Annotated in this window: 19 protein-coding genes; 9 read left to right on the top strand and 10 right to left on the bottom strand. The window is 62.7% G+C overall.

The window, feature by feature from the left end:
• Positions 1 to 4: 4 nt before the first annotated feature.
• Both ACTICP_RS11740 and ACTICP_RS11735 read right to left on the bottom strand, forming a co-directional pair.
• Positions 5 to 478 carry a hypothetical protein gene (locus tag ACTICP_RS11740; protein WP_441892548.1) on the bottom strand — a complete coding sequence of 158 codons (474 nt, stop codon included), beginning with the start codon at positions 476 to 478 and terminating at the stop codon, positions 5 to 7.
• Between the two features lie 3 nt (positions 479 to 481).
• Positions 482 to 757, bottom strand: a complete 276-nt coding sequence (locus ACTICP_RS11735; protein ID WP_441892546.1) for a hypothetical protein — start codon at positions 755 to 757, stop codon at positions 482 to 484.
• Positions 758 to 793: 36 nt separating this feature from the next.
• On the opposite strand from ACTICP_RS11735, the gene ACTICP_RS11730 reads away from it, so the two are divergent.
• Positions 794 to 1,213 (top strand): ArsR/SmtB family transcription factor, encoded by a 420-nt coding sequence (locus ACTICP_RS11730; protein ID WP_441892544.1) that lies wholly within the window; start codon positions 794 to 796, stop codon positions 1,211 to 1,213.
• A 14-nt stretch (positions 1,214 to 1,227) separates the two neighbouring features.
• On the opposite strand, the gene ACTICP_RS11725 is transcribed toward ACTICP_RS11730, so the two are convergent.
• Entirely contained in the window at positions 1,228 to 3,216 is a 1,989-nt protein-coding gene (locus ACTICP_RS11725; RefSeq protein WP_441892542.1) for an FtsK/SpoIIIE domain-containing protein, read from the bottom strand.
• A 462-nt stretch (positions 3,217 to 3,678) separates the two neighbouring features.
• On the opposite strand from ACTICP_RS11725, the gene ACTICP_RS11720 reads away from it, so the two are divergent.
• Together ACTICP_RS11720 and ACTICP_RS11715 are read left to right on the top strand one after the other, a co-directional pair.
• Positions 3,679 to 3,945: a hypothetical protein gene (locus ACTICP_RS11720; RefSeq protein WP_441892540.1), complete on the top strand. Its 267-nt coding sequence runs from the start codon at positions 3,679 to 3,681 to the stop codon at positions 3,943 to 3,945.
• Positions 3,942 to 4,307 carry a hypothetical protein gene (locus ACTICP_RS11715; RefSeq protein WP_441892538.1) on the top strand — a complete coding sequence of 122 codons (366 nt, stop codon included), beginning with the start codon at positions 3,942 to 3,944 and terminating at the stop codon, positions 4,305 to 4,307. Before ACTICP_RS11720 ends, ACTICP_RS11715 begins: the two co-directional genes overlap by 4 nt.
• Positions 4,308 to 4,367: 60 nt before the next feature.
• On the opposite strand, the gene ACTICP_RS11710 is transcribed toward ACTICP_RS11715, so the two are convergent.
• From ACTICP_RS11710 to ACTICP_RS11680, 7 genes are all read right to left on the bottom strand, one after another.
• Positions 4,368 to 4,682 carry a hypothetical protein gene (locus ACTICP_RS11710; RefSeq protein ID WP_441892536.1) on the bottom strand — a complete coding sequence of 105 codons (315 nt, stop codon included), beginning with the start codon at positions 4,680 to 4,682 and terminating at the stop codon, positions 4,368 to 4,370.
• Complete coding sequence (locus ACTICP_RS11705; protein WP_441892534.1) at positions 4,682 to 5,362, bottom strand: ParA family protein; 681 nt, start codon at positions 5,360 to 5,362, stop codon at positions 4,682 to 4,684. The genes ACTICP_RS11710 and ACTICP_RS11705 overlap by 1 nt, the downstream gene beginning before the upstream one ends.
• A 77-nt stretch (positions 5,363 to 5,439) precedes the next feature.
• Positions 5,440 to 6,168 carry a hypothetical protein gene (locus ACTICP_RS11700; protein ID WP_441892532.1) on the bottom strand — a complete coding sequence of 243 codons (729 nt, stop codon included), beginning with the start codon at positions 6,166 to 6,168 and terminating at the stop codon, positions 5,440 to 5,442.
• Positions 6,168 to 7,838 (bottom strand): hypothetical protein, encoded by a 1,671-nt coding sequence (locus ACTICP_RS11695; RefSeq protein ID WP_441892530.1) that lies wholly within the window; start codon positions 7,836 to 7,838, stop codon positions 6,168 to 6,170. The genes ACTICP_RS11700 and ACTICP_RS11695 overlap by 1 nt, the downstream gene beginning before the upstream one ends.
• Before the next feature lie 587 nt (positions 7,839 to 8,425).
• On the bottom strand, positions 8,426 to 9,463 hold the full coding sequence (locus tag ACTICP_RS11690) for a replication protein RepA (RefSeq protein ID WP_441892585.1): 1,038 nt from the start codon (positions 9,461 to 9,463) through the stop codon (positions 8,426 to 8,428).
• Positions 9,464 to 10,092: 629 nt separating this feature from the next.
• Positions 10,093 to 10,305, bottom strand: a complete 213-nt coding sequence (locus ACTICP_RS11685; protein ID WP_441892528.1) for a hypothetical protein — start codon at positions 10,303 to 10,305, stop codon at positions 10,093 to 10,095.
• A 67-nt stretch (positions 10,306 to 10,372) separates the two neighbouring features.
• On the bottom strand, positions 10,373 to 10,786 hold the full coding sequence (locus ACTICP_RS11680) for a DUF6573 family protein (protein WP_441892526.1): 414 nt from the start codon (positions 10,784 to 10,786) through the stop codon (positions 10,373 to 10,375).
• Between the two features lie 88 nt (positions 10,787 to 10,874).
• Here ACTICP_RS11680 and ACTICP_RS11675 point away from each other — a divergent pair, with 88 nt between their 5' ends.
• The 6 genes from ACTICP_RS11675 (at position 10,875) to ACTICP_RS11650 (ending at position 13,980) form a co-directional block, all read left to right on the top strand.
• The gene (locus ACTICP_RS11675) at positions 10,875 to 11,216 is read left to right on the top strand and encodes a hypothetical protein (protein ID WP_441892524.1); all 342 of its coding nucleotides are present in this window, start codon (positions 10,875 to 10,877) and stop codon (positions 11,214 to 11,216) included.
• A complete protein-coding gene (locus ACTICP_RS11670) occupies positions 11,213 to 11,557 on the top strand; it encodes a hypothetical protein (RefSeq protein ID WP_441892522.1) in 345 nt (114 codons plus the stop codon). Before ACTICP_RS11675 ends, ACTICP_RS11670 begins: the two co-directional genes overlap by 4 nt.
• A gap of 347 nt (positions 11,558 to 11,904) precedes the next feature.
• Complete coding sequence (locus ACTICP_RS11665; RefSeq protein WP_441892520.1) at positions 11,905 to 12,072, top strand: hypothetical protein; 168 nt, start codon at positions 11,905 to 11,907, stop codon at positions 12,070 to 12,072.
• The gene (locus tag ACTICP_RS11660) at positions 12,069 to 12,782 is read left to right on the top strand and encodes a hypothetical protein (RefSeq protein WP_441892518.1); all 714 of its coding nucleotides are present in this window, start codon (positions 12,069 to 12,071) and stop codon (positions 12,780 to 12,782) included. The genes ACTICP_RS11665 and ACTICP_RS11660 overlap by 4 nt, the downstream gene beginning before the upstream one ends.
• 120 nt (positions 12,783 to 12,902) lie before the next feature.
• Positions 12,903 to 13,256, top strand: coding sequence for a hypothetical protein (locus ACTICP_RS11655; RefSeq protein ID WP_441892516.1), 354 nt, complete (start codon positions 12,903 to 12,905; stop codon positions 13,254 to 13,256).
• A 28-nt stretch (positions 13,257 to 13,284) separates the two neighbouring features.
• The gene (locus ACTICP_RS11650) at positions 13,285 to 13,980 is read left to right on the top strand and encodes a hypothetical protein (RefSeq protein ID WP_441892514.1); all 696 of its coding nucleotides are present in this window, start codon (positions 13,285 to 13,287) and stop codon (positions 13,978 to 13,980) included.
• Positions 13,981 to 13,990: the final 10 nt, after the last annotated feature.

The following is a 13,990-nucleotide window of genomic DNA, read 5'->3' as shown; positions in this document are numbered from 1 at the left end:
TCTCCTAGCTGCGGACGCGCCGACGCTCAGCGCGGGTCTTCGGCTCGCGGCGCGACGGTGTTTCCATCGCGCTAGCCGCGCGGAGTTTACGGAACTCCCACCAGCGCGGCTCGGGTTCAATGTCGTAGGGGCGCATCCTCACGGAGGCCTGCACGACGTGGGCATGAGGATTCGGCTTCTCTGCCCGCGGGACGGTGACTTCCTGCCATCCCGCTATGGCGCTCTCCAGCACACTCACCTCTCGCTGAAGACGCTTGACGACGCCGATGATGACGAGCGCTGAGGCGAAGAAGAACAGCAGCAGCGTCCATTGATTGACAGGGAGGCCGACGAAGACGAACAGTCCCCACATCGCTGCGAGGATCGCGAAACTGATCCCGTAGGTGCGGTACTTCAGCACGAAGGGCAGTCGCTTGCCCTTCGGCCCGAGGTAGTCGCGATTGACCCGTGAGAGGTCGTCGTCGGTGTAGACGTACATTGCTTAGCCGCCGAGGAACGTGTTTCCCAGCCACTCCGCAAGTGGACGCCAGTTGAGTCCGATGAAGACGATGACCAGGCCCAGGAGGCATATACCGAACGCGACCATCGCGTCTCGGACCTTCTTGGTGAGCGCGAAACAAAGGACTGCGATGGCGATGAGCACGATCATCACGAAGATCACGTTGTCGGCAAGCCAGTTGCCGACCGTGTTCCCGCTCACGCCTGTGGCGGCCTCCACGATCCTCGTCTGCGCGGCTGCGATCAGGTTGATGGACATTCTCTTGGTCTCCCGTCTGGGGTGGTGTGCCCTGTAATGAACAAACTATGCTATTTGCTCAAAGTGCGCAAACAGCTTCAGGTGATTGAATTGGTGCCTATGACTCCCCCACTCCCCCCCGACGCCGAGGGCGACCGTTTGGGGCGCGCGCTTGGCGTGACTCGCGCGCGGATCGAAGTGCTGCGGCTCGCACTTGCCAGGCACGAAGTCACGGCTGCCGAGCTGATGGACGAGTTGGGGTTGAGTCGATCTGGGCTCGGCCGTCACCTCGCGATTCTGACGGACGAGGGATTGCTCTCGGAGCGCCGGGCGACGCATCCCCGAGGGAGCGGCCCGGTGATCTATTGGATAGCGAACGCTGATGCGGTGCGAGCTGCTATAGATGCCTTCAGCCGACGCATCCTGAGCGACGATTCCCTCCCCCCTGGTAGCGAAGACGACGAGCCTACCCGCTGACTTCGACGGCGCCATTACGCGGCCTCCGCAAGCGAGATCACGCGCGACAAGAGTGTGTCTCGGGGAACGGACATCAGCTCTTCCGCCCCGCTGTGAGTGCGCACTGTGAGTGTCACGCTGTCCTCGTCGAAGTCGTCTTCCTCGACGGCCACCACGGTGACCGGCTCAGCGTCCGCATCGTCGCGCATAATTTCGTCCCCCTCTGTGAGGGTATCCGCAGACACGTCCTGCGTGTCGAAGTCCAACAACGCCGAGCGCACTTCTGCGATGTCTTCGGCGGCGCCCAGCTCGACATCCGTAGCGGCCTGCGGAAGCTCAGAGGGGTCAAAGTCCTCGGGCTCTTCGATGAACGGAGCCACATCGACCAGGGGCTCCACATCACGGAAGAGGGTTTCTCCGAGCAACCGGAAGCCCTCGATAACCTCTCGGTCAGCGCCCTGCGCAGTGATCGGGTCGGCTACCCAGAACGTCTGCATTTCGATGGGGTTCTCACCGTCTGGTGAGGCCATTGCACGACCCTGCACCATCGGCAGATCGATGCCGACGTAGGGGTTACCCCAGAGCATCTGCGAGCCCTGAGAGCTGAGGCGCATGAGCGAGACGCGCTGCCGGAGATTGTCACGGGAACCGTCGTCGAACAGCGAGGCATCCGGACGCTGCACGCCGATGGCGACGTGAATCTGAGCCGAACGCGCGAGCGCGAGCAGCCCGGAAATTTCCTCGAACCAGGGCGGTGTCCCCTTGCCTCCAGTCCGGGCGTGATAACGCTTGAGAACCTGACGTGCGATCAGCAACTCATCGAGGATGAAGAGCACCGGCTGCATGAATGCTGCTTGGCCGGGGTTGCGCTTGATCTTGTCGTAACGCTCGTACATGAGCGCATCCATCAGGTCGATCATCGTGGCGATCTGAGCAGGATCGGACGCAATGTAGCAGCCCGGGAATTGGTAGAACGGCGTCAGCTCGATCATCTTCGGATCGGCGCAATAAACCTGGATTTTCTGAGCTACCGCGCCAACGATGAGAGAGCGCAGAACAGTCGTTTTGCCGCCACCCGTGGGACCGATAAATAGACCATGCGGCATAGTGCTTTTCTTGCCAAGCTGCCACCCCTGCGGCTTCCCATTCTCGTCGATGCCGTAATAGAGAATTGGTGCAGCCGGGTCTAGAGGGCGAAGGCCGAGTGAACGGCGATATTCATTATCGCTGTAGAGACGTACGCCGAAGTGAGACACATTGCTGCTGAGGGTAGGGCGCTCTTCGAGGAATCCTCGATCATGGGTCGGGTCGAACTTTGAACGCCAGCGGCCACCCAACTTCAGCCCTGCCATCGCCTCAACGCGCTTGGCCCACATTTCCGATCCGTCGAGAGTCGTCACCCCGTAGGAGAGATCGATGCGCGTGGGCGTGGTCTCCGCCTCGGTCTTCCAATCAGCAACTTTGACGGTCAGATCGACGTTGCGGAAGAGCGGCTTGAGTACGGCCCAGATGCGCTCTTCAACGGATCGACGCGACCTGTCGAGAGCGCTGAGCTGCTTCTCTTTGGCGACGAGGCGGTTGTGCTTGATGTTCCACTTCGCCACGATCTCGTCAGCGCCCATACGCGCCCTCACGAGGTCTTCAATTTTGCGTCGCCACTCCGGATCATGGTCGGGCTGGCGGTCCTGGTACGTGATCTCGACACGCCGAGGGCTGCCGTCTTTTATGTGACTCGCTTTCAGTCCCGTCGCAGGGTTCCAGTCAGACCCCAGCTCGGTCTGGAGATAGGCGCCCATGCGCGCTCGCAGAGCTTCGCGACGACGAGAGAACACAGTGAGAACGAGCAAGAGAACCGCCAGCGATCCGCTTGCAATCGCGATATTGCGGCCAGGCTCCCACCCCCACTGCCATGCGGCGGCGCCCGCCAGTAGGGCGACGATGATCGCGATGGCGAGTACCCACCGAAGCATGTCGCTTGCAGTGAGCTTGCTCGATTCTTCTTGCTTGTTTGCTGATTGCTGCATTTTTGACCCCTCCCCCACTTGACAACCCTGGTACGCTGAGGCCGAGCCGTTCTCGGCGCTAAGGACTCAGCGACTCAAGGCCGTCCGTGGCAGATACGCGCTGGACAACTCTCTATATTCTAACGTATTACGTGCGGATTTGGTGGGTTTCAAGTAACAGATTACGTGTTTTTTATGTAGTCGTGTAGCCCGTTTTGCTTCAGCCCATCGGGCAGGAACTCCAACAGATTACGTGGTTGCATCTCTACCACTAATCCCACGTAATCTGTTAGTCTGTGCAACCAACAGAGACCCGACCTGAGCCATTGGAGAGACGTGAGCGACAGTTCCCGCCAGCCCTCCCCCGAGGACGCTGCCCACACCGAACCATCACCACATGACAGCCCTGAGTCGTCCCAGCACAGTGACGCCCCGACACCGGCCGTGCAGCCTTCCCGGCCAAGGAAGAGAGGGCCGCGAAAGATGACCGATCAGCCCACCACTCGCTTCGAGGGACAGCTCTATCCCCGGCAGTATCAACAGGCCACCGAAGTCATCACGCGGCTCAAAGTAGAGAACCGGCAGACCCCATCCAGCGAGCGACGGCGCATGACCGTCAACACCTTGGTACGCATCGGTATGACCATCGTCCTCGAACACCGATCCGCCCTTCATGGGAACAACGAGGCAGAGCTATTGCAGGCGTTGAGGGCGAGTATCGCCCGGCGTCAGACAGGAGGCACAGAATGAGCACGACAGCCGTTAGGAAGCGGATCACGCCGACAGTTCGGCTCTATGTCGTATTGGTGGCGCTGACCGTCTTTGTGGTCTTCATGTCGCTCGTTGGAAATCCGTTTGGACCCTATTTTGCGGCATATGTTTCAACCGCTCTCGTGATGTTCGGGTTGCTCGATCTCTTGCGTCAGATTCGACGACGCGGCTCACTCCAGCAGACAATTCCTGTGCTTATCACCGGCATTATCACGGGAGTTTTCATGACCATGCCGATTATTCTCGGACCCGGCCTTTATGTCGGCTTCTTGATCGGCCAGCTCTTCACGGTCGGGCTCGTCTATTGGCTGATGACTCGTAAGCAGGTTGCAAGCGACTAAGCAGCACAAAGCAATGAGAGCGGGCGCCCGATCCGGGCGCCCGCTCTCATTGTCAGGGGATCATTTCTTGCGCCGTGCGCGTGCCTTTCCCAGCTCGCGGAGCGCATTGGTGACCACGGCATCCTTGCTGAGCCGGTCGCCGTTTGCGGCGGCTTCCTCCACGATCTCGTTGATGATCGCATGGGCATCGAGCGGAAGGCGATAGGTGCCCGCTTTCAGCTTCGGACGGACAAGGTTTGAGTTCGGTGTCACGACTACAGATGTGCTCTGTTCGATCTCCGGCTCTACCTTGGGGGCACTCGCCGGGGCCGTCGCGAGAGCTGCCCAGTCCGGTTGCTTCTTGCCCCGCTTCGGGGCGGGCTTTGCGTCGCTCATTATGCGTCGCTCCCTTCGATGATCTCGGTAAGAACCTGCGGGTAAACCCCCAGGTCGTCAGGCATCGTCCCGTAAGCCTGCGAGTAGAGCAGGACGAACGGAACGTCAGTCGGGAGCACGTTGAGTTCAAGCCCCTCCAGGGCCTCACGAGAGGCGCGCAGACTCAGTGTGCCGGGTTTGGTACGGGTGAAGAGGATCGACAGGTCGATGTCGCGCGTGACCCCGACTTCCGCGGCGGCTTCGAGCGTCGGCCGGACGCGCGCTGCTTCGGCGGGCGTCGCCGCCACGGGGGTCACGAAGTAGTCGGTGACAGCGAGAGCCTGGCGCAGCACTCCGGCGTCGCTGGGGCCGGTGTCGATGATGATGTGGCCGGTGTGTCCGGACTCCCTCACACGCTTGGCGAGGTTGATCGAGGGCCAGTAGACGACATTGATGTTGGAAGGCCAGTCGTCGGCTGCCAGTTCGCTCCACTCGAAACTCGTAGCGTTGACGCCATCGGCATCAACGAGCAGAACCTTCTCATCGGAATACCTGGCGAGGGCCATCGCGAGCAAGACCGCGGTGGTGCTCTTGCCGGTGCCGCCCTTCAGATATCCGACTGTCAGCCGGACGGGCTCGGGGCGTGCAGCTAGGAGCGTCTTCAGATGCTCCAGAACATCGGGAGTCAGTGTTTCGGACATTTATCTCCGCTGCCTTTCTTTGAGGGTGATTGAACTTCTTTGTTGCAAGCAATCCTATTGCATTTTGCTTGCAAGGTCTAGTTGCCGTTTCGTGGTCGGTAGTCGCGGCTAGAACGGTCGCTACGTGGGCTGTCATAGACAGTCATGGTCACGCCTGTGATCGGAGTCTTCGAGGTGTCGAGGTTGGCGTAACGCTTGGCAGACTGCGCGGCGAGCCATCCGAGCGGGTCTCGCCCGCCTTGCTCGTTCATCCGCTTCAGTAACGTCGAGGCGTTGTAGTCGTTGACTTCCATCACGCGGCCGTTGGCATAAGTGACCTGGAGGCGAACGCGCTTCTGCGTGTCCTTGCTCTGCCCACGGGCTGCCGAGCGAACTTTGGTGAGCAGATCAGCCGTGGCTGCACCCCGGCCCTTTGTGGTCTTACCCTTCGGGACTTTGATCTCGTGCTGTCGTCCGCCACCACCGAGGTAGGTCGTCGCGGTGAATCGGCCTCCCTGTCGTTCGCTCGTGTATCGGCCTCCGGTGTCCACGGGGGGAGCACTCTTCTCCGCAGCTCCCGCCTTGGTACGCACTGGCACGAGGTTGCCGTCCTTTGAGCGACGCCGCGGTGGGACGGTGGATGCTCGACCCGTGGAAGCCAGCTCTCGGAGCGTCTGGGTGTATGCAGCGCCACTCGTCTCACCGTTGAGCACCTTGCGCACCATGCGCGGTGACCGCTGAAGCTCTGAAGCGATCTCGGTGTTGCTGAGCCCGCGTCCGCGCAGGTCTTGGATCAGCTCGCGCGCCGTGCGCTTGTCGTCAGCCATCAGCTCGTCTCCTGTTCGGTTATGGCGCCCTTCGGGCCGATCTTCTCGGCGCGGTCGCGGAGTCGGTCTCTGGCTTCTCGCGTCGCGGGGGTCTGGAAGTTACCTCGGGCTGAGCCCTTGATCCGTAGCCGCCCGGTCTTCCCGTCGTCTCCACCACCTCGGGCCTCCGAGAGTGACCAGAGGGGCACCGTCGTGGTGTAGATCGCGTCACCGTTGACGCCGATGAGCGATTCGCCGGGAACGCGCAGCGCGCCACCGTCATGAAGCCCTGTCGCGGTAGGGGCGTCGAGCAGCCTGGCACGGCCGCGTCCCCATACCTGGATCGCCAGCTCAGGGTGATAGTTCTGCGACTCCCATCGGTCGCCGGGCGCCTCGTAGGCGAACAGTTTGCCGTGGCGGGTGACCCGTCCCTGATACTCGGCCGGTACATCGAGAGCCGACTCGACGAGGATCGTCTTTGTTGTGCCACGAGAGGCGAACGAGCCGACCGTCTGAATAGTGATCTGCCGCAACGCTGCCGAGACGGCCTTGCGGAGCATCCAGGGCAGTTCCGCATTACCTTCGACGGCCTCGCGGGCCTTGTTGAGTCGGCTCATAAAGTTATCGATGGGCCTTGCTTTTTGCCAGCGGATTGCTTGCAGCGGCTCGACAAGCCAACCGTGCGCGAGCGCGACGGCAACCTCTGCCGCATCGGCCCAGGTGACATGCCGGGCGCCGGGCCGGTTTGGGTAGAACCATCCATCAGCGGGGTTCTCGTGCTGCACGCCGAAGATGCCGATGTGGCGCCACCCTTCGGGAACGGTGAAGCGGACTTCATACCAGGCTCGCGCGTAGGGCTCGTTCGCCATCAGGTCGTAGGCGGCGGAGCGGTTGAGTCGGACACCCGGCCCGACGCCCAGCTCGCGGCCGAGCGCGGCGTACATGAAGCGACCGTCCACATAGGTGAAGGTATCGATCCGGGGGTGCTGAGCTGGGTCGATCAGCGGCACCACGTCAGGATGAGCTGAGCTGTAGTCTCCGGCCACCAGGTGCTCGACATGGTGCTGCCCGCTCGTCCGGTGCAGGTCGTCCGCAATGTCGCGGTCGATATGCGGCGGGATGATGAGCTGCTTGTCTTTGTCTCGCGGGAGCGACTGCCACCACACGCTCATGCCCGTGCGCGATGGCGTGTAGAGCAGGAACTGTTTGGGCGCGATCTCCTGGATAACGGACTCTGTGAGGTTCCATGCCTCGCGCGCCTGCCACGGCTTCAGCGGGAGAGCGGTGTCATCATCGCTGTCAGGGTCCGAAACCTTGGGGAACCACTCCCCCGCGGTCCTCACATCTACTTTCTGCCCGGTCTGCGCGTGCTCGAACCGACCAACCATCGGAGCCTTCAGCTTGTGGCCGGTCGGCTTCCATCCTGGCGTCTGCACAAGCAACCAATGGCGCACGCCGGGAGCAGGCTCAGGCTTCTCCCCGCAGAGCATGATGCGTCGGGCGCCGTAGCTCGCGGCTGTGTCGAGTAAGTCAGTGAGGTTGGGGGACTTGCGGCGCGAGCCGATCTTCGGCGTTACCTGAGTGCCGTCCTGCGTCACACCCTGGCCGGTCTTCACGTCCACCCAAATCGTCGGGATTCGCGTGCCGTAGGTGATGCCGGTGTTTCGTCCGGTGGCTTGTGCGCCCTGCATGAGTGCTCCTGAGAGTCGTGCCGATTGTCGATCTCCAGCTTACCCGATTATGCAAGCGACTTGCAAGCGATTTGCTTACATAATTTGAAGTCGAAGACTCGGGCTCTTTCGTGGCGATCAGGCCGCTAGCTCTACACTCAGCAGTGAGATATCCGGGGGGTTGGAGGAAAGGGGCGCGGTGCGCATTCCGTTGGCCGCAGTTGAGCCGGACGACCTTGTGAGCATCCGAGTGTCCGAGAGTTTCACCATCGAGCTTCGCACGCGGGGGCTCCCTTTTGTCCGCAACGGGCGGCGGTGGTTGGAGGCATGGGCGACCATCCCCGAGATCGCAGCCGTCACTTCTCCAGACGACTCGGTAGAGCTGCTTCAGCGGCGAGCTGGAGGCCCCGGCGAGCGCGAGCCTGTCCGGCATCCCCACGGCTGGGCGATCACTCGCGCGGAGTCCGCCACGGTGCACTATTTCGAGGCCACGGTGTCTCTGTGTGGCGCCGTGATCGGTTACGGCGGGCTCTGCTATCCGTCCTACGATGCGTCGTATTTCGCTGGGGCGTTCGATCACGACTTGGTGCGTTGCTCGCCTTGCCTCGCTAGCGCTCCGTCAGCGCCCGGATGTGCTTCTTCGACGGTCGCAGAATGAGCTTGGTGTCGGTGTCAGCGAAGGTGACGTTTGCCTCGGGGTAGACCATGAGGACATGGCGCAGAGCATCGCGGAAGCGCGGCTTGAATTGTCGGAGCTGCTTGTACGACGATCCAAACTGAGCGTGGAGCTGCTGCCAGGAGATATGCGTCTGCTTGTCGAGCTTCCAGAGCCGGTAGACGAGCCACACGTAAATGTCGTGCCGGAGCGAGGAACTGCCGAGCGCTTCGAGGTCTTCAAGGTAGACGGGCATCGGCGCGTCGATGAGTGTCTGAAAGAACTCGTCGCTGAGCCGCACGGTGCTGCCCCAGAGCGCGGGCTGGCCTTCGCCTTCGGCGTTGAGCCACAAGCTGAGACCCGAGGTAATGGGCAGTCGCTCCCAGCGGTATCCCCAGCCGGTTTCGTTTCGCCCCCACTGGTCGATCTTGATGTCGCACGAGGCGAGCGCTTCAATCTGGTAGCGGATGCGGTGACGGTCCTTCTGCCCGGGGTTATCCATACCGATGCGAGAGAGGAAGTCTCGCTGCGAGTCCCCGAGGTGGATTTCCGGCTCTTTGGTTCGCACAGCCGCCGTCGTCATGTAGGTGAGCGCGAGACGCGGGATCACCCCGAAGGGATAGCCCGCGGAGATCAGCTTGCCGTTCTCGTCACGCTTCATCCCTGGCGTGAGAATGAGCGAGACGCCACCGTTGCGGGACTCCCAGGCCGGGGCACTGGCGGGGTTGCGATGGGGAAGGCTGAACCTGGCCCAGAGCGGTGAGGTGAAGGCGATATCGCCGCGTTCTTCTCCCTGGCGGTGGAGCCGGTCTTGCAGCTCTAGGAGGTTCATTTCTGCCTTCGAGAGAGCGCCGCTCGTGCGTCCGGGATCGACAGTTCCGCAATGCTTGCAGCGGGGTGCGAGACGGTTGAGGGTGAGGGGCTGCCCACAAGCTGCGCACTCGATGAGAGGGTCCAGCGACTTTCCGTCGTCGCGTGTTACATTCGGCATGTCAAACAACCTTTCTGGGCGTCGGAAGTTACCCGCTTCCGGCGCCCATTCCGTTTAGGTCTGTGGGGCGATCCTGGCACAAAGTCGGGCACCTGTCGCGGAGCCTCGCAGACGCGCCGAAACGGCCTCTGATCCGCGCAATTTCCGTGGTGCCGACCCTTGCAAGCAAGCACCCAGGGAGGTGCTTGCAAGTTGCACGCGAACGCACCGAGCAAGCGGGGCCGGACGGGGTGTCGCAAGATACCCCCAGCCGGCCCCTGTGGATAACTGCGCGTCGTGGGGGTTTCTTGCGACGCCCGTGGGGGTTTCTTGCGACGCCCGTGGGGGTTTCTTGCGACGCCCCGATCCTGATTTATCCAGGTCAGATGCAGTTTTGGCGGTCCCCCAAGTAGTTCTCTCAAGTAGTTCTCTCAAGTAACCACCTAAAAGAGTTCCTGACGTAACCACACGACGCGCGCGCGCGGGCTTCGTAACGGGTGCTGCCGCGGACGGCTGCGCCGTCCTTGCCATCGAAACGCCACTACCGCGCTTCTCGACGAACTCCGAGGACGCATAGGCGAATTGAAGCTGTGACGGGCTCGACACACCGAGAGTCACGGCCGAGTCGATCGATGAGCTGTGAGGCATTGTCAGTCGTCGTTTCGATTGTGCTTCTCTTGCGCTCGGCGCAGGCCCTCAGCGGTCATGCCGAGGATCACGGACGCCTCGCGCCACGTCATCCCTGCTGCCCTCGCTCGGGCGACTTCCTTCGTCCTACGCTCAGGGAGCGTCCGCGCCTGTTCGGCCTCTGCGGCGAGCGCACGCAGGGACTCCCGGTACTTCTCCAGTTTGTCTCTCGTCATAGCGCCAGGATACGCAACCGAGTTGGTGATGTCGGTTGCGTATCCTGCTGCGGTGATGGTCACGGTCTCAGTCCTCCCCTGGCAGGGCGATGACCAGGCAGGGTGTCAGCTCCCTGTCGTAGACCTCGACGCGCACGGTTAGTGCGACGAGCTGAGGAAGCTCGGCGCGGCTGTGCTTGCCGTTCACGGTTGTGTTGGCGACGCGGAGCACGTTGAAGCCGAAGGCATCGCCGGGGTTAGCGGCGGCGCGCTGGGCGGCACGACGCGCCGTGGTGAGTACATCCCAGAATCGGCCGGTCTCATCCTGGGGGTAGTCCTCACGGGTCCACTCGATCACCGCTGTGTGGGCGGCGCGGGTGAGGATCACCGGCAGGTTGTAGCCCGCTTCGGTTGCAACCTCGGGGTATGGCCGGGTGGATAGCCCATCGGCAACGGCGTCGGCGGCGGTGTAGGCAAAGATCACATTTCCAAACTCGTTCATGCAAGTAAGTTTGCCAACTGAGTTGGTATATGTCAAACTGAGTTTGCCAAATCAGTTGGTACATGGTTCGACGATGGAAGGTGAAGCCATGACTCTCACTCTGAAGGTCGGTCAGCATGTCGGAGCGCTGCGGGGTGACCTCGGCGGCGGGGCGGTGCTCGACTACTCCGGGCTCGTCATTGATGTTCTCTCCCCCGCCTCTGCTCGGGTCAAGTTCTCGGACGGCGCGGTGCTGCGCACCTCGACGCACCCCGACTTCCTGATCTCGATGGAGCCCACTTACGCGCTGGTCAACGAGTTCCTGCGCACTCGTGACAACGAACGGGTTACGGAGGCTGAGCTATCCGAGTACGCCGGGGATCGCCTCGACTACTTCGACCGGACGCGGGCGCTCTGGCTGCTCCACAGGCTCGCGGAGGTGATCTCGTGAACGCTGCAAGTCTCGGCACTCTGCCGTTGACCGCCACGTTGCCCGCGGCAGACTACGCGGCCCTCGTGGACATCGGAGAGGCTGAGGGGGCCTCGGGGGCCTCTCTCGCCGCCGAAATCATCCATGAGTACCTGGAGGCCCGCAGGGAGGGGAAAGTCCGTCAGAAGCGCTCACAGCGTCTCTCAGACGTGGAGCTGGGGGAGATTGTTGAGCGCTGGCAAGCTGGAGCCACGCCGGAAGGTCTCGCCTTCGTGTACGGCGTGACGCCGGACACGATCATCCGGCGCATCCGCAGGTTGACAGGGAGCGCACGACGTGGCGGCGCACACGGGGAGGCATAGTCGATGGGTTTTCTAGGGCAGGGGCGAGGGGCGCGACTGAAGCGCCTCGCATTGGTTCTATTGGCGGTAGCGGCTTATATCGGCCTCGCATACCTTGTGCTGCTTGTCGTTCCTCCCGAGGTCGGAACGCTGGCCGTACTGCTGCTTGTGCTGGCACCCTTCGGGGCGTTGTTCGTTATCCGAGCCCTGAAGCTCAACCCTCGCAAGGGGTGGCGCCGTCGCTCTGTGCCGCCACCCGACGATGCGCCACAGTGACCCCTGATGCCCCTCGTGACTATCGGCACCATTCACATTATTAGCAATAAAGATGCTTGCAACTTGCTTGCACTTCGGTTATTGTTGAACACATGAGCAACGTCAAGCTGATCGACACCAACGGGACCACCGTCGCCTGCACCAACGTGCCGGACGACTTCACCACCTCGCAGCTCTCGCAGCTCTCCGGTTACGCCGCGATGATCGCGGATGCCTTCGGCCACGCGGGGGCGCTCGTTGAGGTTGAGGTGCGGGCATGAATATCGCGACCGCGACCCCCACCGAGATCGACACCCTGCTTGCCGAGCTGTACCGGCGACAGGGAGCCTCCGATGCTGCAATCGCCCAGAGCCGCCGCGCAATCTATCGAGCCCTTGGTAACCGCCTCGCCAGCTCTCGGCAGCGGATCACGCTTACGGATGCCGACGTTGCCGCCTTTCGTGCACGCATCGAAGGTGACCAGATGTTCCGCGGTCGTCACCTTCACGCACTGGAGGCCTTCGACAAGGCCACCGCGGCACTTGCTGATGTCGTCGCTGAAGCCGCGCCTCTGCACGCCGAGTATGACCGCCGTCCCTGGTCGCGGTTCTTCCTGGTTCCTGGCGGTCACATCCACTCGTCGATGCACTGCTCGACCTGCAACCGAAACGGCAAGGCGACGGCATTCGCTTGGCTCCCCGAGGTGTCCGGGCAGACCGAAGCGGAAGCGGTCGCCGCGCACGGATCGGTGCTGTGCACGAGCTGCTACCCCTCCGCCCCTCTCTCCTGGACGGACTTCTATGAGCGCGAGGCCGAGCGGAAGGCCGCAGAGTATTGCTCCGGCTCGGGAACGACCGACTGGGAGGACGGCAAGGTGCGCACCGGGTTTATGGCAGGCAATGGCGGATACTGCGCCCACTGTGGCGGCTGGGCAGGCACCGCCTCCCGCAGCAGCAGAGCGATGCGGAAGCACAAGCCCGCGAAGGGCTGAGCTTCACGGCCGAGCGCACCTACGTACCCGAACGGAGGCGTAGGGGCGCCTCGCCGTATACCCGAAAAAGCAGCTTGCAAGATGCTTGCAAGCTGCTTGCAAACGTGAGACGATGTACTCATGACAAAGAACACCACCACCCCCCGCAACTTCCGCGCTCACGTCGAGCTGACCGCCGAGAACGCCAACCCGGCGATGGTCCCCGGCCTCTACGAGAGCATCGGTGACTTCTACGCACTCATCGGGCTCTACGCCGACCTCGATGAGAAGTTCGAGAAGTTCGAGCCGGTGCCCAGCAACGAGTGGGTGAGCGCCGGTCTCGCCGGAACCGTGGCGTACCGCTCGATGTCTGCCACGGGGGATTACCCCTACACGCTCGCCGTCTACGTCGAGGGCGACGTGACCCGCTACAACTTCCCGCGATTCGAGGACGCCGCCCGCGCTGGGCGGCTGTGGGCGGCGGGGCTCATCTGAGCCCCGCCCGGCTGAGAGGACAGAGACCATGAACACGACGACGCAGACTGCACAGCTCATCGCCTTCAGAGTTCGCAAGGGAGCCAACGCGGAGGAATCCGTCCGGCTGCTCGACGAGATCACCGCGGCACACAGCGGCGACAACCTCGCCCACGCGCTGCACTACAACGGCTTCGTCAGTCTGGCCCGCGCGGAGGGCGCGGCGCATTCGCTGGAGATCGAGCGCACCGACGAGCATGTGCGCCAGGTTGCCGCCCTTCTGCCGTTCGATGTCGAACTGGAGGCCGACATGGGCGCGAACTTCTCCGGACACTATGCCTTCGTCGTAGACCTGGGATCGCGCGGTGGCGAGGATGACCCGCACGACCGCGCCGGAATTGATCACACCGGCACTCGGCCGACATGGTGGATCGAGACCGCAGGCGGCGAGACCTTCGAGGACTCCCAGCTCAGCGCCCGCACTGATCCGGTTCGCATCGCCCAGTGGCTCACCGAGCGCGCCCGAACCCTCGGATGCCCCGCGGCTCAGATCACCCGGCCAGAATGGGCGACCGTCGCCCGCTGGGAAGACGCACACCGAGCCGCGGGAGCCTGGCCGACTGGCGAGGTAACCTGGCGGGCATTCCACACGGAAGGCGACCGCTGCACCCGCGCTGAGACCACCCATGATTGCCAGCGCAGCCACGACTACAAGCGGTTGGAGGCGGGCCTGTCGAGCGAGTAGCCGCCGCGAT

Source organism: Microbacterium sp., from assembly GCF_052102115.1.
Classification (GTDB): Bacteria; Actinomycetota; Actinomycetes; order Actinomycetales; family Microbacteriaceae; genus Microbacterium.
The sequence above is the reverse complement of the archived record's forward strand: the minus strand, read 5'-3'. Positions and strand labels throughout refer to the sequence as shown.